Source organism: Carnobacterium sp. (assembly GCF_040274945.1).
Taxonomy (GTDB): Bacteria; Bacillota; Bacilli; order Lactobacillales; family Carnobacteriaceae; genus Carnobacterium_B.
The window spans coordinates 104,703-122,443 of the sequence record NZ_JBEMAR010000010.1 but is presented as its reverse complement, the minus strand read 5'-3'; the positions used below and the strand labels follow the sequence as shown (position 1 = coordinate 122,443).

At 33.7% G+C, this 17,741-nt stretch carries 19 protein-coding genes; 14 read left to right on the top strand and 5 right to left on the bottom strand.

What is annotated here, in order from left to right:
- Window positions 1-2 precede the first annotated feature (2 nt).
- A complete protein-coding gene (locus tag ABS916_RS11265) occupies window positions 3-911 on the bottom strand; it encodes a helix-turn-helix domain-containing protein (RefSeq protein WP_350451988.1) in 909 nt (302 codons plus the stop codon).
- Window positions 912-1,222: 311 nt separating this feature from the next.
- Here ABS916_RS11265 and ABS916_RS11260 point away from each other — a divergent pair, with 311 nt between their 5' ends.
- The 8 genes from ABS916_RS11260 (at window position 1,223) to ABS916_RS11225 (ending at window position 8,250) form a co-directional block, all read left to right on the top strand.
- A complete protein-coding gene (locus ABS916_RS11260; protein ID WP_350451987.1) occupies window positions 1,223-1,489 on the top strand; it encodes a hypothetical protein in 267 nt (88 codons plus the stop codon).
- 148 nt (window positions 1,490-1,637) lie between these two features.
- Entirely contained in the window at window positions 1,638-2,360 is a 723-nt protein-coding gene (locus ABS916_RS11255; protein WP_350451986.1) for an alpha/beta fold hydrolase, read from the top strand.
- Window positions 2,361-2,649: 289 nt separating this feature from the next.
- Window positions 2,650-3,297 carry a PAQR family membrane homeostasis protein TrhA gene (gene trhA, locus ABS916_RS11250; RefSeq protein WP_350451985.1) on the top strand — a complete coding sequence of 216 codons (648 nt, stop codon included), beginning with the start codon at window positions 2,650-2,652 and terminating at the stop codon, window positions 3,295-3,297.
- Between the two features lie 140 nt (window positions 3,298-3,437).
- Window positions 3,438-4,697: a UV DNA damage repair endonuclease UvsE gene (gene uvsE, locus ABS916_RS11245; RefSeq protein WP_350451984.1), complete on the top strand. Its 1,260-nt coding sequence runs from the start codon at window positions 3,438-3,440 to the stop codon at window positions 4,695-4,697.
- Window positions 4,698-4,788: 91 nt separating this feature from the next.
- Window positions 4,789-4,968 carry a UV damage endonuclease UvsE gene (locus tag ABS916_RS11240; RefSeq protein ID WP_350451983.1) on the top strand — a complete coding sequence of 60 codons (180 nt, stop codon included), beginning with the start codon at window positions 4,789-4,791 and terminating at the stop codon, window positions 4,966-4,968.
- Window positions 4,969-5,332: 364 nt separating this feature from the next.
- On the top strand, window positions 5,333-5,917 hold the full coding sequence (locus tag ABS916_RS11235; RefSeq protein ID WP_350451982.1) for a general stress protein: 585 nt from the start codon (window positions 5,333-5,335) through the stop codon (window positions 5,915-5,917).
- A gap of 175 nt (window positions 5,918-6,092) precedes the next feature.
- Window positions 6,093-6,992, top strand: a complete 900-nt coding sequence (locus ABS916_RS11230) for an ABC transporter ATP-binding protein (RefSeq protein WP_350451981.1) — start codon at window positions 6,093-6,095, stop codon at window positions 6,990-6,992.
- A complete protein-coding gene (locus tag ABS916_RS11225) occupies window positions 6,985-8,250 on the top strand; it encodes an ABC transporter permease (protein WP_350451980.1) in 1,266 nt (421 codons plus the stop codon). The genes ABS916_RS11230 and ABS916_RS11225 overlap by 8 nt, the downstream gene beginning before the upstream one ends.
- A gap of 61 nt (window positions 8,251-8,311) precedes the next feature.
- Here the strand turns inward: ABS916_RS11225 and ABS916_RS11220 are convergent, their stop codons facing one another.
- Window positions 8,312-8,890 (bottom strand): YslB family protein, encoded by a 579-nt coding sequence (locus ABS916_RS11220; RefSeq protein ID WP_350451979.1) that lies wholly within the window; start codon window positions 8,888-8,890, stop codon window positions 8,312-8,314.
- 220 nt (window positions 8,891-9,110) lie between these two features.
- Here ABS916_RS11220 and racE point away from each other — a divergent pair, with 220 nt between their 5' ends.
- The 6 genes from racE (at window position 9,111) to ABS916_RS11190 (ending at window position 14,456) form a co-directional block, all read left to right on the top strand.
- A complete protein-coding gene (gene racE, locus ABS916_RS11215; protein ID WP_350451978.1) occupies window positions 9,111-9,929 on the top strand; it encodes a glutamate racemase in 819 nt (272 codons plus the stop codon).
- A gap of 40 nt (window positions 9,930-9,969) precedes the next feature.
- Window positions 9,970-11,334: a ribonuclease PH gene (rph, locus tag ABS916_RS11210; protein WP_350451977.1), complete on the top strand. Its 1,365-nt coding sequence runs from the start codon at window positions 9,970-9,972 to the stop codon at window positions 11,332-11,334.
- A 29-nt stretch (window positions 11,335-11,363) separates the two neighbouring features.
- Window positions 11,364-11,885, top strand: a complete 522-nt coding sequence (locus ABS916_RS11205; protein WP_350451976.1) for a metallophosphoesterase — start codon at window positions 11,364-11,366, stop codon at window positions 11,883-11,885.
- Window positions 11,886-12,018: 133 nt separating this feature from the next.
- Entirely contained in the window at window positions 12,019-12,498 is a 480-nt protein-coding gene (gene cbpB / locus ABS916_RS11200) for a cyclic-di-AMP-binding protein CbpB (RefSeq protein WP_350452000.1), read from the top strand.
- A 28-nt stretch (window positions 12,499-12,526) separates the two neighbouring features.
- Window positions 12,527-13,228, top strand: a complete 702-nt coding sequence (gene dapD / locus ABS916_RS11195) for a 2,3,4,5-tetrahydropyridine-2,6-dicarboxylate N-acetyltransferase (protein WP_350451975.1) — start codon at window positions 12,527-12,529, stop codon at window positions 13,226-13,228.
- 88 nt (window positions 13,229-13,316) lie between these two features.
- Window positions 13,317-14,456 (top strand): N-acetyldiaminopimelate deacetylase, encoded by a 1,140-nt coding sequence (locus ABS916_RS11190; RefSeq protein ID WP_350451974.1) that lies wholly within the window; start codon window positions 13,317-13,319, stop codon window positions 14,454-14,456.
- Between the two features lie 48 nt (window positions 14,457-14,504).
- On the opposite strand, the gene ABS916_RS11185 is transcribed toward ABS916_RS11190, so the two are convergent.
- The 3 genes from ABS916_RS11185 to ABS916_RS11175 are packed head-to-tail and all read right to left on the bottom strand — an operon-like array spanning window position 14,505 to window position 17,736.
- Window positions 14,505-15,653 (bottom strand): MFS transporter, encoded by a 1,149-nt coding sequence (locus tag ABS916_RS11185; protein ID WP_350451973.1) that lies wholly within the window; start codon window positions 15,651-15,653, stop codon window positions 14,505-14,507.
- Window positions 15,628-16,788 (bottom strand): MGDG synthase family glycosyltransferase, encoded by a 1,161-nt coding sequence (locus ABS916_RS11180; protein WP_350451972.1) that lies wholly within the window; start codon window positions 16,786-16,788, stop codon window positions 15,628-15,630. The genes ABS916_RS11185 and ABS916_RS11180 overlap by 26 nt, the downstream gene beginning before the upstream one ends.
- Window positions 16,789-16,818: 30 nt before the next feature.
- Window positions 16,819-17,736, bottom strand: a complete 918-nt coding sequence (locus tag ABS916_RS11175; RefSeq protein WP_226776705.1) for a mechanosensitive ion channel family protein — start codon at window positions 17,734-17,736, stop codon at window positions 16,819-16,821.
- Between the last annotated feature and the right edge of the window lie 5 nt (window positions 17,737-17,741).

The following is a 17,741-nucleotide window of genomic DNA, read 5'->3' as shown; positions in this document are numbered from 1 at the left end:
ATTTATGTATTATTAATAGTTATACTTTTTGAATGAGAATTCATATAATAAAGAATTTCTTTCTTTAGCTCTTCTATTAATGAAAAATCTTCGATCGCTTCCAATAATGTGAAGCCTTTTTGAATCCACGTTTCAGTCTCAGTAGTAGGCTTTTTTAATTTAGTCAATATAATGCCTTTTCGTACGTATACAACACCGAGTATCCGGTACCTTCCTTTTTCCTTGCTTAGTTTAATCAAAGAGTCTGTTTTTTCCAGCGCCTGCTGATAATTATGGTTTTCCATTAGTAAGTAAAGTAGGTTCATTGAATAAGCCAGTTTCAACTCTATTGCCTCATGAAAGTGTTTGTAATTCTCTAATTCCATCAATGCGCGTTTTGAAATGAAATGAGAAGTATCAAAATCAAAGAAAAAAAGAATATTGTTCAATAAGCGTAGTTCAATTAAGTACCATTTATCAAGCTGAGCAATACGATGCCAGACTTTTTCAGCATAGGGAGCTGCTTGTGATAAATCATTGGTTTTTGAAAGGGTGATAAGCGCATCACAAATATAAAATATGTCTTGTACAACGTTATCTTCATGTTCATTTAAATAGCTTTTTGTCATTGTTCTAACGTTCATTATGATTGTTAAATCTGAATTTACAGCAATCAGTCTAAAATGATATAAAATAGCATCTTTTCCTTTTAATTGATAGTGATTATGAATGTAATTAAATTCTTCATGAGTCATATCTAAATTGTTCAAAATTTGAAAATATTTAGTAATGGTTGGAACAATGCTATCCAATTCAAATTTTGTATAAGTTGAACGTGCCATAGCTTCTTTCGCCACATATTGTTGAGTGTAACCCTTATTTTCTCTTATTTTTTTAAAATCTTTACCAAAATTTTGACGAATATGTGTCATAAATTAAATCATCTCCTAATAAAAAATGTGATTATATGAACATTATATAAGATAGTATAAATCATTTGCTATAATTAAGTCAAAGTTAGGAGGGATTACATGAAAAAGATATTAAAAAAATTAGTATTATTTTTACCGGTAATCTGGTTCGTCGGCGGTGGGGGCTAGTAGCAGTGTAAACTAGTTACTCTGGCATTTCCTTAATTCTTAGTCAGTTTGTCGAATTAGTAAGGGTCAGTTCGTTAACTTCCTCTTACTAATTCATTGGATAATAAAATGGATCTTTCAGTATTAAGTTTAGGAGGGACGCTATGGAAACCAATAAAGTAAAAGTAAGAAATAGCTATGCTTATATTCTTGAAGGAAAGAATAGTTGTGATACTTTACCTGTAGAAGAAGAAGACTTGATTGAAAATGCTGATGGGATTCTTGATTGCCCTCTTGATAGTGTGCTGAGAAAAAATAAATTATCTTTAAGTGATTTAAATGACATGAAAACTACAAAACTATTATTTGTAAAATTAGACGAGAATAAAACGATAATATTGAATACTATTAGCCTTAATGTAAATATTTAAAAGAGGTAAAATTAAATAAGTGGATTTTAAAGCGTTGATACGAAATTAACGCTTTTTTGCTGTTTAAAAAAATTATTTTTGGTAAACTGATGTAAAATATTTAACTATTGAGTTTAATAAGAAAAAGAGTAGTAAGGATGATGATCAAATGAAAGGCGTATCTATTAAGACAGAAGATGGCAATCTTTATTGCAGTGTAAGTGGGGTGGGTGAGTCTTTACTGCTATTGCACGGCAATGGAGAAGACCATCAAATATTTGAACAGCAAGTCTCTCATTTCAGTAAATATTTTCAAGTTATTGCACTAGATACAAGAGGACATGGACGTTCAGATCATGGAAAAGGTGTATTGACGTTTCAAAAAATTGCTCAAGATATTTTAGCCGTATTACGATACTTCAATTTATCGACAGTAAACATCATGGGTTTTAGCGATGGTGGAAATTTAGCGTTGTATTTTGGTAGTCATTATCCTGAACAAGTTATTAAACTTATTGTGATAGGAGCTAACTATGAAGTTAATGGATTGAAAAAAGACTCTTTATCTGAAGTGAAAAGAGACTACGTGTTTTTGACGCTCTTAAGCAGCTTTTTTTTTAAAGCGGCAAAAAAGAGACAAATCATTGATCTCATGTGGCATCAATTAGATTTAAGTTCTGCTGATTTAAAGGATATTGAAGCTCCTACACTAATAGTAGCAGGTGAGGACGATGTTATTGAAGAAAGTCATACTAGGAAAATTCATGAATTGGTCACCAATAGCGAATTAGTGATTGTGCCAAAAGCAAGCCATTTTTTAATGATTGAAAAGTACGAAGAGTTTAATCAATTTGCAACAGTATTTTTGCTTAACAACAGCCTTTCCTCATAAATTGTAGATAGAAAAATAGGTATCTATTTCCAAGACGATTTCTTGGAACATTTTAGCTTTTTAAATTATACTAGTGAAGAAAAGTTAGGTTAAGAGAGAAAAACTAAAAATAATGCAGATGATTTATTTTTAGTTTTTAATCTAGTTTCTATAACTAGGTTGAACAGTAATGTTAACTGTGTTATCCTGTTATTAAATATAGATTAACTTGATATCAAAAAGAAAAAATAAATGACAAAGTTCTTTTGGAACCCTACTAATTGCCAGATTTTTTCAAGGAGGAAATAAAATGAACGAAGAAACAGTGTATACAAAAAAATATTTAGTCACCAATGAGGTGCTCAATGCTGTAACTCATGGTATTGGGGCTCTCTTGAGCATTGTTGGAATGGTTTTATTGATTATGAAGGCAGTAAATACAGGCACTACTTTAGAATTAATTTCTTATTGTATTTACGGAACTTCACAATTTCTTCTTTACTTATGTTCAACTCTTTACCATAGTTTGATTTTTACTCGAGCAAGAAAACTGTTTAAGATCTTTGATCATTGTAGTATTTTCTTATTAATTGCTGGTTCTTATACTCCTATTTCACTTATCACGATTGGTGGGAAAACAGGATGGGCATTGTTTGGAGTCGTGTGGGCAATTGCTATATTTGGAATTATTTACAAATGTCTCTGGATTGAGAAATTCAAAAAAATGTCGACATTGCTATATATTGGCATGGGATGGCTGAGTATGTTTGCAATCAAGCCTATGTATATTGGATTAGGTTTTGATGGTTTTGCTCTACTATTAGCTGGTGGACTTTCATTTACCATAGGAACTATTTTCTACAGTATGAGAAATGTTAAGTACATGCATGTCTTGTGGCACTTATTCGTTTTAGCAGGTACGGCGTTCATTTACTTTTCCATCTTACTCTATGCATAAAAAAGAAGCTTAAAGAAAATGCGCTACTTTCTTTGAGCTTCTTTTTTTTTTACTTAAATTTAAGAAGGCTTTCTTTATGTTTATTTGCAAAAGAGTTGTATAATAAGACAGCTGAATAAAGATATGCAAGGAGGAATGACATGAGTATTGGGTATGCTTGTTTAACTGTAGGCGTTCCAAATACAGGTTTTAAAACTTGTCGGAAAGCAAATGCCACAGAAGAAAAACTAAAAGAATTAATACATTTTAATTTAAATTCACTAGAAAATTTGATTGATTACAATATAAAAAATAACATTAAATTATTTCGTATTAGTTCAGACATCATTCCTTTTGGATCTAGCCCGGTAAATACACTAGCTTGGTGGGAACTATTTAAGCCTCAATTTGAACAAATAGGGAGTAAAATTAAATCTAGCGGTATGCGAGTGTCTATGCATCCCGGACAGTATACGGTATTAAACTCACCAGATGAAGACGTTGTATCACGAGCGGTTGAAGATCTAAACTACCATACAAGATTTTTAGACAGTCTTGAAGTAGGACCTGCACATAAAATTATTTTGCATATTGGTGGAGTTTATCAAGAAAAAGAAAAGGCTATGGAACGTTTTGTTAAAACTTACCAAACGCTATTGTCAGATGCCATCAAAAAACGATTAGTCATTGAAAATGATGATCGGTCCTATACGGTTTCTGAAGTCTTGACGATCAGTCAAGCAACAGGTGCTCCTGTTATTTATGATAATCTTCATAATGCGATCAATACAAGCGATGTTACAAAAGATGATGCTTATTGGATTGAATTAACTCGAAAAACATGGAAAGTTGAAGACGGACGTCAAAAAATTCATTATTCTCAGCAAAGCCCAATGAATCGAATAGGGGCACATACGCAAACGATTGCGATTGATCCATTTTTGGATTTTTATCATCAAGTATCAAGAGAAGATTTGGATATTATGTTAGAAGTAAAAGATAAAAATCTTTCTGCTGTAAAGTGTATTATTGCGACGACAGAGCAACCACATATTAACTTGCTTGAAAAAGAATGGAGCTTGTATAAATACAGTGTTTTAGAAAGATCACCGAAGTTGTATGATGATATCCGGCAGTTGTTAAAAGATAAAAGCAGTTTTCCAGTACTGGATTTTTACCGTTTACTGGACCAAGCAATAGTCATGGAAGTCACAACAGGAACAGCTGTAAATGCTGCTAGCCATGTGTATGGTTATTTTAAAAAAGATGCAACAGAAAAAGAAAAAGCGGGTTTTTTAAAGCAACTTGAAAAAGTTGAACAAGCAAATGGTTCGATAAAAGCACTAAAAAAAATATTGTGGAACTTAGCCGTACTTTACAACCAGCCTTACTTACTTCAGTCCTACTATTTTGTATTTTGAAAATGAAAAAACAGATGTGAAGGCTTGATGATGAATATGAAATGAAGTATACTATTTTATTGTATCAAGTATTAGCTTGAATAGTTCACATATGAAAGAGGAAAAAAATATGAATATGCAAAAAATTATCGCCTTAGTTATTTTACTTTCTGGAATTATTTTACTTTTTTATGGATTTATAGAAAGCAATCAAATTTCATTAATTACAGGAATAGCCTTAATTGTGATCACAATTCTAGATTATATGAAATTAAAAAATAGAAAAAAATAACCCACTAATTCATCTATTTCTAAGTGATCTTTTACAAAAAAAAGAAAAGATAAAATATTTAGTGCTTTTAAGAACTAAATATGCTATACTAATAGATGTAGATGTACGTGGTGTTTCACTTTTTAGAGGTCAAACGATTGTTTTTTCTTGTGTTTAAATAAGGTATAGGTTCGAATCCTATCTTCTACATTTTCAACTACCTTTGCTTAAAGGTAGTTTTTTTTTGTTTTAAAAAGTAGTTCATTCAATAAATAGTGGTTTAAGATAAGGTTCGCTAAATTACTAAACGGATTGTTTGGGTACGCCTTCTTTATTTGGTACTATTATAGTGTGTTAATTAACTATGATAGGAGGACGAATAAGTATGGTGAAAAATTTCAAAGGCGCTTACCAATCGGTTGAGGAAGCAGCTGCTCAAGTTGAACATTTAATTACAGAAGGTTATCAACCTGAGGATGTTACTGTAGTCACTCATAAAGAAAATAAAGGTACGATTGAAAGTCTAACTATTGCCGAAGTGGACCCTATTCTTAATAAACAGAATAAATCAGTATGGGATCGAGTTAGAGATACCTTTAATGAAGCAGATGATACCAATCCGCTTAAAAAATATAAGTTAGATCCTGCTATTACTCAAAGGTACAATACAGCAATAAGAAATGGTGGTTATGTTATTATCACTGAAGAATCAGAGACCAACAAAACCAATCAAAACTTGAGAAGTAATCCAATTAAGAATAAAAAGGACCCTACTTTATCGACAATTGGGGAAGTTTCCGCATCAGTAAAAGGCAAAATTTCAGAGGGAAATAACAAAGCTCCTTCAATAGACGGGATTCCTTTGAAGGAAACAGATGGGACATTTGGTGGGAATCATCCAACTGATAATCCAAGTATGCCTTCTACGCCTGGAACAGATCAACAAAGAGATATTCGAGTAGACCGATAATTTTAAAGAAATAAAAGCAGATTGAGGCTACGTTCTCAATTTGCTTTTTTAGTCTGACTTGAAAGTTAGCCAAGAATAAGTAGGAAATTTATGGGTAATGATGGTCTAACTATAAAAAGTCTGTTAGACTTAATATCTAAGTACATAGTTCAGATTACAAGAGTGGAGGAAAAATATGTTAGAAGTAAAGCAACTAAAAAAGACCTTCGGAACGTTAACTGCAGTAGATGATGTTAGTTTTACGATTCCTGACGGTCAGATCTTAGGGATGATTGGGCAGAATGGCGCAGGGAAAACAACAACTTTTCGCTTGATATTAAATTTCTTAACGGCTGATTCTGGAGAAGTATTATGGGATGGCAAGCCGCTGAAAAAAACGGATTATGATATCATTGGTTATTTACCGGAAGAGCGTGGGTTATACCCTAAGGTTTCAATTGAAGATCAAATAATTTATTTTGCACAGTTACGAGGAAAATCAAAAAAGGAGATTAAACCTCAAATTGATAAATGGATGGAGAAATTCCAAGTTAAAGGAAAAAAAACAGATAAAATTAAATCCTTATCTAAAGGGAATCAACAAAAAGTGCAATTAATTGCTACGTTGATTCATCAACCAAAATTGGTTATTTTAGATGAACCGTTTAGTGGGCTGGATCCAGTCAATGCTGGATTGTTAGAAATTGGAATCAAAGAACTGAAAAAACAGGGGGCTTCAGTCATCTTTTCAAGTCATAACATGAATAATGTTGAGGATATCTGTGACAAGTTGATCATGTTAAGAAATGGTCAAATGGTATTAGATGGAACAGTGCATGAAATCAGAGAACAATTTGGTCGAAAAAAATTATTTTTAGAAACAGCCATCTCTATTGAGGAATTAGAATTAATGCCTGGAGTTGTAAAAGCAGTAGAAACTAATGACGGAGTGAAAGTTCTAGATTTAGAACATCCTGAAGATGGAAGAGCTATTTTTGAAAAAGTAACACAAGACGGATACATTACTACTTTTAGCCAGCAGCCGCCTACGATAGAGGAAATATTTAAAATGAAGGCAGGTGAGTTCCATGAATAAATTTTGGGTAATTGTGAATGATGTCTACAAAAAAAATATTAAATCATTTGGCTTTTTAACAATGGTGCTATCACCTATCGTGATGCTGTTAATTATTGGTGGAATTATTTATTTTATTAGTCAATCAGAAAATGATATTCCCGAAATTGCTGTTTTAACATCTGATCAAGAGATTCAAACACTTTTAGCAACTCAGGAAAATCAATTTACTATTAATTCTGAAATCACGACGAAAGAGACAGCGGAGAAAGCTATGGAGGAAGAAGAGCTAGATGGTTATCTTGAAATTAACTCTGATAACCAACTTGTTTCGGCAAACTACGTGGATACTTCAGGGAGCGATACTTTAGATACGGCTGTTTTAACAGGCTTACTGACCAGCATCCAGTTAAATCGAAAAGCAACTGAATATGGATTAACGCAACAAGAAGCAATGGAATTGATGAGTCCTGCAAGCCTAACTACAGAAACGATTCGTTTTGAAGATGGTGGAATCACCAACCAAGACAGTACAGCAGAAACTATTAAAATGTGGAGTTCTTATGTTGTTGGTATTGCTATTTTCATTTTTATCATGAATTATGCTAGTATTATTGGGACTGAAATCGCATCTGAAAAAGGAACAAGAATTATGGAAATTATTTTATCAAGTGTTTCTTCTACAACCCATTTCTTTGGGAAATTAGTTGGGATATTATTGGTTTGTCTGACACAAATCATTATCTATGTTGTATTAGCCTTGGTAGCTTATCCTTTTATAAAAAATATTACTTTTGTTCAAGAATTTTTTGAAGGAATCGATATGGGATCCTTATTGAGTAATTTATTAGGTACAACGCTTATTTACTTTGTATTAGGGATTATTTTATATGCTGGTTTAGCAGCGTTCTTTGGTTCGTTAGTAACGAAAATTGAAGATGTCAGCAAAGCCGTTACACCTTTGGTTTTCTTGGCGCTAATTGGGTTTTATGGTGGCTTGTTTGCATTTGCCAGTCCAAATCAACTCATTGTTAAAATTGGTTCTCAAATACCATTATTCACTCCGTTTATTATGCCCTTTAGAGTAGCGAGTGAAACAGTATCCACTACTGGGATAGTCATTTCAATCATTGTGATGGTCCTATTTACTATCCTATGTACATTATTATCGCTGGTTATGTACCGTTCAAATGTTTTAGTTTATTCCGATGCAGGAATGATGAAAACGATGAAGACATCTTTTAGTATTCTAAAAAATGAACGAAAGAAACCTGAGTAATAGAATAAGAGAAATAAAAAGAGAGCTAGGTTAGCATTAACCTAGCTCTCTTTTAAAGTTGTTACAGTTCATGTCTCGAAGACCTTGAAGGCAAAGCTGATTTATCTTGCTCAGGAACGTCAATGTTCATTATGCTTTTTTCTTCATTTTCATTGTCACTCATAACAAAATGAGTAAGGGGTTCTTCAATTGACAATCGGTCTTTTGTGTCCGATTGTACGGTAAATGTAACAACCTTTGTTTTCATGTTTACTTCAGTCAGCGCTTCAGTATATAAACTGTCTAGTGTTTGAATTTGTTCAGCTAAAAATCCAGCTTCTAAATTAAAACTAGGTTGAGCATGTTCTAAACGAGCTTGTACAACTTTACCAGATAAAGTATAAACCTGTTTATTGTGTTGTTCCTTATTCAATTCTATTAAGCCAAAACCCGCTTTATCAAAAAAGCGAACGATGTCTTGTCTATTTGCAAGTGGATATTGTCTGGCCAATTCTTTACCAGCCCAATACAAAATTTCATGTGTTTCTGCTCCTAATAAATTGGGTATAAGAACATCTCTAATCAGTTCATATCCAAATAAGGAAGTTGTTTCGTTAAATTTCTCTAAATCCACTTTTTGTTCGTTCTTTTTTCTACTCACTTACTCATTCACCTCTTTTGTCATTCACAATTTATTATAACGTGATTTGAAACAGAAACCTATCTTTTTAAAAAAAATGCTATTCCGTTACTTAAAAAAAAGAAAAAAGAAGTTATTTAAACGATTAACTAAGTTAATTTACCTAATCCCTTGAATTTCATTCTAAAAAAAGGGAAAATAGACAGAGTATACAAATGAAATTAAACAGAGGTTGTTAAAGATGAAAAAACAAGCGATAGGTTTTATAGATTCTGGAGTTGGTGGTTTGACAGTAGTAAAAGAAGCTATGCGACAATTACCAAATGAATCGATTTATTATGTAGGAGATACTGCACGCTGTCCTTATGGTCCAAGACCGGAAGAACAGATTCTACAATTTACTTGGGAGATGACCCATTTTTTATTAAATAAGGATATTAAGATGCTTGTGATTGCGTGTAACACAGCAACTGCAGTAGCCTTAGAAGATTTAAAAAAGAAGTTAGCCATACCCATAATTGGTGTTATCTTACCCGGAAGCCGAGCAGCAATCAAAGCAACAAAAAATAATCGTATTGGAATTATTGGAACTGAAGGTACGATAAAAAGTGATAAATATAAAAAGATGATTCGATCAAAAGACACTTTAGCATCAGTAGACAGTTTGGCTTGTCCAAAATTCGTTCCTTTGGTTGAAAGTAATGAATATGATAGTGCCATTGCTAAAAAAATTGTTACAGAAACTTTGAAGCCCATTAAAAATAAAAATATTGACACGTTAGTTTTAGGTTGTACCCATTATCCGTTATTGCGTCCGATTATTCAAAATTTTATGGGTGATTCAGTAACGTTAATCGATTCAGGTGCAGAAACCATTAGTGAAGTAAGTACTATTTTGGATTACTTTAACCTTGCAGAATTAAGCAAAAATAAAGAAGTTTCTGAACGGAAATTTTATACAACAGGATCTACACATATGTTTAATGATATTGCCTCTCAATGGTTGGGAAATGAAACATTAGATGTTGAACATATTAAGTTAGGAACAGAGAAATTGTAAACAAGAGCTAAAAGCTCAACAAAAAAAGTGAGGTTCAAGTATGCGTGCTGATGGTAGAAAAAATGATGAAAATAGATTGGTGACAATAGAAACCAATTATTTGAAACACCCTGAAGGATCAGTTTTGGTCTCTTTTGGAGACACGAAAGTAATTTGCAATGCAACAATCGAAACAAGAGTCCCACGTTTCTTAAAAGGAATGGGAAGTGGATGGGTTCATGCTGAATACAGCATGTTGCCGAGAGCTACAAATACACGAAATATTCGTGAGGCAGCTAAAGGAAAATTAAGCGGACGTACAATGGAAATTCAACGATTGATTGCACGTTCACTACGCTCAAGCATTGACTTAGAAGCTTTAGGAGAACGTTCAATTACGGTAGACTGTGATGTGATCCAAGCAGATGGTGGAACACGTACTGCAAGTGTTACAGGCGCATTCGTGGCTTTAAAATTAGCGATTCAAACGTTATTGGACAGTGGTGAATTAACAGAAAGCCCAATTAAAGAAAATGTAGCAGCCATCAGTGTAGGAATCTTAAAAGATGGAGAAGCGGTATTAGATTTAAATTACTTGGAAGACAGTTCTGCAGAAGTAGATATGAATTTAGTCATGACTTCTCGGGGACAATTTGTTGAAATCCAAGGAACAGGTGAAGAATCTACTTTCTCTTCAGAACAACTTTCAGTAATGTTAGAATTTGGTAAAAAAGGAATCAATGAATTAATCCAAGTTCAAGATGATGCTTTTCAACAAGCTCTTTCTTTAAAAAATGAAGGTATAAAACCGTACCCGCTTATTCCAAAGGATGAAATTTTAATAGCAACAGGAAATGCTGGAAAAGCTAGAGAATTTGAAGCATTATTTGCAAAAAAAGGATTTAAAATAAAAACGTTACGTGATTTTCCTGAGATTCCTGAAGTCGAAGAAACGGGAACAACGTTTGAAGAAAATGCGTTACTAAAAGCAGAAACGATTGCTCGTACACTAAATATGTTAGTGTTAGCAGACGATTCAGGATTAAAAGTGGATGCACTAGATGGGGCGCCAGGCGTTTTTTCTGCCCGCTATGCAGGAGAATTTAAAAGCGATGCTGCGAACAACGCGAAACTATTGCATGAATTGACAGGGGTAGCTAAAGGAGACCGTACAGCACAATTTCACTGTACGCTTGCACTTGCTTTGCCTGGAAAAACAAGCTTAGTGGTTGAGGGCGAAGTAGAAGGACTGATTTTAACCATCCCTAAAGGCGAGAATGGTTTTGGTTATGATCCATTGTTCTTCGTTGAAAGTAAAGGAAAAACAATGGCAGAATTGACTCAAGATGAAAAAAATGAAGTCAGTCATCGTGCAGTAGCACTAGAGAATTTGGAACAAGTTTGGGATGATTGGATAAACAGTTAACCTATTGCTGCCAAAACGGAGGGAAAAGAATGAAAGTACTAGTTGTAAGCGACAGTCATGGAGATCGGGAAATTTTAGTAGAACTAATTGAACGGTATAAGGATAAAGTAGATCAGCTCTTTCATTGTGGGGATTCCGAATTGGAAGCAACCGATCCCGTTTGGGATTCTATGTTGACTGTCAAAGGAAACATGGATTTTGATAATGAGTTTGCGATGACACAAACGATTGAAGTGCAAAATCAACGGATATTTATGGCTCACGGGCATCGCTTGGATGTTAACTATACTATGCAAGAATTAGTCTTTGCAGCAAAAGAAGAGCATGCAAACTACGCATTTTTTGGGCATACTCACCAAGCTGGAGTAGAGCAAATAAACAATATAGTAGTGTTAAATCCTGGCAGTATTTCAGAGCCAAGAGGTAGCTATCCATATCCAACCTATGCAATTGTTGAGAATGATGAGTCTCAAATCAACGTAACGTACTACAACCGCGCTCATGAAGCCATTGAACAGCTATCCAGCTACTTTTCTAAACCGAAAGAATAATTAGGTACTCAAGGGACTTCATTTAGCCTGATTATTATTTTTTACTTAATTCCATTGTTTTACTACTCTTTTAGAACATTTTCACGTAAAATAGTAGTTGGATTTAGTTATCTCAAGGAAGGAAATGAAGATAATGATAGGAAAAGAAATTGGTGAAATGTTATTAGAAAACAAAGAACATTTTTTGATTCCAGCGGATCGAGTTGCTCACGTTCAGTTAAATAATCGCTTGAACCATGCTTTATTGGTACTTACAAAAATAGGATATTCGGTTATTCCTGTTTTAGATTATGATTATAAAATTAAAGGCTTAATTTCGATGCCACTGATCATTGAAGCAATTACAGGCTTAGAAGATATTGACTTTGATAAATTGGGAGATATATTGGTTTCTGATGTTATGACGACTGATTTTGCGTTGATTCATGACCCTTATGATTTGGAAGAAGTACTTCATCTTTTAGTTAACAATGCCTTTATCTGTGTAGCAAGTGATGACGGTAGTTTTACTGGTATTATAACTAGAAGTGAAATTTTAAAAGGTACCAATCGAATTGCTCATGAATTTGAAAATAAGTATGATGTTACTCGTAAAACGGAACGCTTGCATTAAAATTTAATGAACAGTAAGGAATGATCAAATGAATGCTAATGAAATTATTGAATTTATTGCAAAAAGTGAAAAGAAAACGCCTGTAAAAGTTTATTTGAAAGGCAAATTAGATCATTTGAATTTTCCTGAAACAATTAAAAATTTTACCACTAATGAAGTAGGCACTATTTTTGGTGAATGGAGTGTTGTTGAACCTTTTTTAGAAGCAAATAAACAATGGATTGATGATCAAGTGATTGAAAATGACCGTCGTAATTCTGCGATTCCGTTAGTAGACTTGAAGAAATTTAAAGCTCGAATTGAACCAGGAGCATTTATACGAGACCAAGTCGAAATTGGGGACTCAGCTGTTATTATGATGGGAGCAGTTATCAATATCGGCGCGGTTATCGGCGAAGGTACAATGATCGATATGGGCGCTGTGTTAGGCGGACGAGCAACTGTTGGGAAAAATTGTCATATTGGTGCAGGTACTGTTTTAGCAGGCGTTGTTGAACCAGCAAGTGCTCAACCTGTGATTGTAGAAGATAATGTTTTAATTGGAGCGAATGCTGTTGTATTAGAGGGCATTCGAATTGGAGAAGGTTCAGTTGTTGCAGCAGGTGCTATAGTAATCCAAGATGTTGCACCTTATACTGTTGTAGCAGGAACACCGGCTAAAAAAATCAAAGATATTGATGAAAAAACAAAAAGCAAAACAGGTTTAATTGATGCTTTACGTGAATTATAGAAATAAAAAACGATAAAATAAAAAGAGTTTGAAACAGAAGGAGAAATTACTTCTGCTTCATCTCTTTTTTTAGAAGAGGGTAGTGAAAATGCCAAAAGAAAATCCTTTCATCCAAATGCGAAGAGAATTACATTTAATTCCTGAAATTGGCTTAGAAGAGTATGAAACGCATCGCTATTTAATGTCCAAAATCAAAGAATTGCCACAAGAGAACCTAGACATAAAAACATGGGAAACAGCCATTGTCGTTCGAGTCAAAGGAAGTATTGGTCAAAAAACAATTGGTTGGAGAACAGATATAGACGGTTTGCCCGTTGTTGAAGAAACTGAATTACCTTATCAATCAATTTATACAGGAAGAATGCATGCTTGTGGTCATGATGTGCATATGTCGATTGCTTTAGGATTATTGACTTATTTTAGCACACACCAAACTATAGATGATCTGGTTTTTATTTTTCAACCAGCTGAAGAGAACGTAAGTGGAGCAAAAATTATTTATGATAGTGGGTTCTTAAATGATTTTATGCCAGATGAAATTTATGCACTGCATGTAAAACCTGATTTACCAGTAGGGACTTTAGGAACAAAAGTAGGAACGTTATTTGCTGGAACGTGCGCTATCGATGTCGAATTTCGTGGTGTAGATGGGCACGCTGCATATCCACATGAATCCAATGACATGATAGTAGCGGCGAGTCAATTTATTAATCAAATCCAAACGATTGTCAGTCGTAGCGTTAATCCTATGGAGGGCGCAGTGATTACTTTAGGAACGATGCATGCGGGAACAGCTGGAAATATCATTAGCGGGTATGCAAGTCTTACTGGAACTATACGGACATTAACACCTGAAATGAGCGAATTAACTCAAAAAAGAGTAAAAGAAATCGTTAAAGGGATAGAACTTTCGTATAATTGTAAAATTTATTTAGATCTAGACCAAGGCGGATATTACCCTGTTATTAATAGTGAAACAGAAACACTCACATTTATTGATTATATGACAAAAAACCAAGATGTAAATTATACGAAAATTGAAACAGCGATGACTGGCGAAGACTTTGGTTATTATTTAGACAAAATTCCAGGAACAATGTTTTGGCTAGGTGTAGATAGCCCTTACGGCTTACATCATCCCAAAATGACGCCAAAAGAAGAGGCTATCCCGTTTGCAATCGAACATGTAGGAGATTTTTTAGAAAAAAAAGCTAATAGACAGTTATAGGCAAAAAAACTTCTCTTTTGAACCAGCAATGGTCAAAAGAGAAGTTTTTTATTTAACGATCAGATAAAGCATACCCATTAAAATGAACAGTGAAGCACTAATGATAACCGTAATGCTTGCATTAAAAGATGCAAGCAAACTCCCTACAATGGGTCCTAACATGGTTCCTACACCTTGGAAAGACGAGATGATTCCCCAACTAACATTTTGGTCTTCTTTAGTGATTTTTGTAGCCACAAAAGAATTCCAAGCCGGTAAAAAAAACGTATAGGCAATCGCCATTGACACTACTAGAATGTAAATGGCCACAATAGAAGTACTAAAAGCTGTGGAAATCAGTGTAAATCCGAACCACATAAAGCCAGCAATAAATAAAAGCCGAGGGCTAAAATAGTCAATCAATCTGCCAACAGGCATCATAAGGAGACCTGCTGTTAAACCAGCAATGATCAGTAGAAGAGTATACTGATTGTAAGAAAGTTCTAGGTGCTGTAAGACAAAGGTTGGTAAAATAGGAATTAACATACCAAGGGAAATGCTTTGCATTAAAGTACCAGGTAATATGATGCGACTTTTTTTCAAAATTGAAAGAGTTTTTTTGAACATCTCTTTAAAGGGTTGCTTAGTATTTTCTAATGCTTGATGATCGCCTGACAAACGAAAACTAAAAAAAGCAAGTACTACGAATACTGGTAAGAGCCAATAGGAGACAGACAAATTTATATTCATTAAGTAATTCATTACGATGACACCGCTGGCCATGCCTAACAACCAATAAAAATAAATCAACCCCATATTTGTTCCTCGTGATCCTGAACTAGCCTTAGCCAAAAGTACAATCCAAATGGGGCATGCCCCAAAACCTAATAAAATTGAAGCAAGAATAATAACGAAACCGTTGAATTGAAATAATGGAACAACAATTAAAGAAAGGAAGATTAAAGTAAAAGAAACAGAGATGATTTTCTTGATACCAAAACGATTCATTAAAAAACCTGCTTGGAAATTTGAAAAAGCATCGCTAATATAATGTAGACTGATAGCCAATCCTACCAAAGCAAGATTAAACTGAGTACCTACTGCAGCTTGAACGGGCAAGTAACTAATAATAAAAGCAGCACGAACATATTCAACGAGCATTAACGAAATAAGTAAAAAAAAGAATTTTTTATCAATTTTTAATCTCTTTTGAGTCATGTCTTGGCTCCTTTTGGATATAAGGCTTTTCTATCAAAGTTAAGACTTTATCAACTATAAGTGCAGCTGAATTTGGATGGAAATGTGTTTCCATTTGTTTTGAAATACTTCTCGCTAAAAGAGGCTGTTTCAATAAGGATAAAACTGCTGGAGCGATTTCCTCTTCAGATTTCGTTACAATAGCCATTCCTTCTTTTTCAAAAAAGTTAGCATTATCTTTTTCTTGTCCAGGAACAGCAGGTGTTAAAACTAAAGGAATTTGGATTGCTAAAGCTTCTGAAAGAGAAATTCCTCCTGCTTTCGTTACCATAATGTCAGATTGAGTCATTAAATTAGCCATATTCGAAACATAACCAAGAATGGTTATGTTCGCATCATTTTGGTATTCATGCATGAGTTCTTTAAAAAGTAATTGATTTGAACCGCAAACAACTGTAATATGCAGATCTTCCTTAATTTTTAATTCATCAAGAATATGAGCCAAATCTTTTAGCACACCATAGGCACCAGCAGAAATCAACAATTTTTTTATTTTATTAGAAGAAAAATCTCCATGCGAAGAATCAAGAGTATTTTGATAAAATTCTTCTTTTATTGGAATTCCTGAAATTGTGATTTTATTTCCATTGATTCCTGTATCCATTAATTCTTTTTTTAAACTGTTGCATGCAACAAAAAAATAATCGATCCCATCTGAAATCCAACGGGTATGCAAACAAAAGTCAGTTAAAACATTAATAAAAGGAATTCCGGGTTTTGTACGTTGTTTATAAATAGGTAAAGCCTGCATTGGGAAAGTATTAATAACTACATCAAAGTCATTTTCTTTCATTAATTGACTAATACGCATGTAACCATATCGATCGATCATTCTATCAATTCTAAAATCAGTTAGTCTATAATCAGATTTATAATAAAGGAAACCATAAATATTTTGACCTTTAGAAAAACTTTTGATGTACAATTTTCTAGTAACGTTAGTCAAAATAGGATGAGCTTCATAAAATAAATCTGATGTGACAATATTTGTGATACCACGTTTGTTTAATTCTGTTATTAGTGAGCGGGTCACTTCTAGGTGACCGTTTCCATAACTTCCAGTTAAAATCAGTATTTTAGGCGATACTGGTACCATAGTGAACCTCCTTTAGTTATTATGAAATGGCTATTGTATAATGTTAAGTGGATTTACAGGGATTTCAATCCCATTTTTTGTCAAGGCGGTAACATACGCTTGAGAAAAAGCGTTTTGGATTTCAAATTCATGTCCATGTAAAGCGAATATCACAATTCGTATCCCATAATGACCATTTCCTAAGTTAATTAAACCTAAATTATCTGGAGGTTCAGTAATATCTGGGTACTGTGGCACAAGAGTATCATTTACCTCAGCTATTATCGTATTTACTTTATTTATATCGGTATCCGGTGAAAGTCGAATATCAATTTGAGCACGCATATCTTCGCGTGATTTATTGCTTACAATCGTGATATAACGATTAGGTACAAAATTCATAGTACCATCAAAGCTTTTGACCTTAGTTGTTTTTAGATTTACATCAACCACTGTACCAGAAACGGTTTCTAAGTCTACGACATCGCCAACATCAATTTGCTTCTCTAATAGAAGAAAGAAGCCATTTACAATATCACTGACAAAACCTTGTGCTCCTAGAGACAACGCTAAACCGATGACTCCAGCACCTGCCAATAGCGTACCAACAGGAATACCAATAGCTGAAAGAATGGCGTAGAATAAGAAAAAGCCTACAAAAGATTGAAATAAATTTTTTGACAAGTTATAGAGTGTGTTTAAACGATTTGTTGAGATATCCTTTTTCTTACGGTAATTATCAAATGTTCGTTCAATAAAAAAGTTTCCGATTATTTTTATAAGATAAAAGAAAATAGTAAAAAAAACAATTTGAATGGCACCCGCGGTTACCATAGAAATAATTTTGGCCCAATCGATTGAAGTCCAAAATTCTGAAAAAATATTGGTTTGTTCTGTAATAGTATCCACTACGTCAACTGCGATTGAACTATCTAGCTGACTGCTACTATCCATAATACTGCTATCCATAAACT

Coding starts and splice junctions, on each gene's coding strand:
- ABS916_RS11265 (WP_350451988.1), bottom strand. CDS start 911: ATGACACATATTCGTCAAAATTTTGGTAAAGATTTTAAAAAAATAAGA.
- ABS916_RS11260 (WP_350451987.1), top strand. CDS start 1,223: ATGGAAACCAATAAAGTAAAAGTAAGAAATAGCTATGCTTATATTCTT.
- ABS916_RS11255 (WP_350451986.1), top strand. CDS start 1,638: ATGAAAGGCGTATCTATTAAGACAGAAGATGGCAATCTTTATTGCAGT.
- trhA (WP_350451985.1), top strand. CDS start 2,650: ATGAACGAAGAAACAGTGTATACAAAAAAATATTTAGTCACCAATGAG.
- uvsE (WP_350451984.1), top strand. CDS start 3,438: ATGAGTATTGGGTATGCTTGTTTAACTGTAGGCGTTCCAAATACAGGT.
- ABS916_RS11240 (WP_350451983.1), top strand. CDS start 4,789: ATGAAAGAGGAAAAAAATATGAATATGCAAAAAATTATCGCCTTAGTT.
- ABS916_RS11235 (WP_350451982.1), top strand. CDS start 5,333: ATGGTGAAAAATTTCAAAGGCGCTTACCAATCGGTTGAGGAAGCAGCT.
- ABS916_RS11230 (WP_350451981.1), top strand. CDS start 6,093: ATGTTAGAAGTAAAGCAACTAAAAAAGACCTTCGGAACGTTAACTGCA.
- ABS916_RS11225 (WP_350451980.1), top strand. CDS start 6,985: ATGAATAAATTTTGGGTAATTGTGAATGATGTCTACAAAAAAAATATT.
- racE (WP_350451978.1), top strand. CDS start 9,111: ATGAAAAAACAAGCGATAGGTTTTATAGATTCTGGAGTTGGTGGTTTG.
- rph (WP_350451977.1), top strand. CDS start 9,970: ATGCGTGCTGATGGTAGAAAAAATGATGAAAATAGATTGGTGACAATA.
- ABS916_RS11205 (WP_350451976.1), top strand. CDS start 11,364: ATGAAAGTACTAGTTGTAAGCGACAGTCATGGAGATCGGGAAATTTTA.
- cbpB (WP_350452000.1), top strand. CDS start 12,019: ATGATAGGAAAAGAAATTGGTGAAATGTTATTAGAAAACAAAGAACAT.
- dapD (WP_350451975.1), top strand. CDS start 12,527: ATGAATGCTAATGAAATTATTGAATTTATTGCAAAAAGTGAAAAGAAA.
- ABS916_RS11190 (WP_350451974.1), top strand. CDS start 13,317: ATGCCAAAAGAAAATCCTTTCATCCAAATGCGAAGAGAATTACATTTA.
- ABS916_RS11185 (WP_350451973.1), bottom strand. CDS start 15,653: ATGACTCAAAAGAGATTAAAAATTGATAAAAAATTCTTTTTTTTACTT.
- ABS916_RS11180 (WP_350451972.1), bottom strand. CDS start 16,788: ATGGTACCAGTATCGCCTAAAATACTGATTTTAACTGGAAGTTATGGA.
- ABS916_RS11175 (WP_226776705.1), bottom strand. CDS start 17,736: ATGGATAGCAGTATTATGGATAGTAGCAGTCAGCTAGATAGTTCAATC.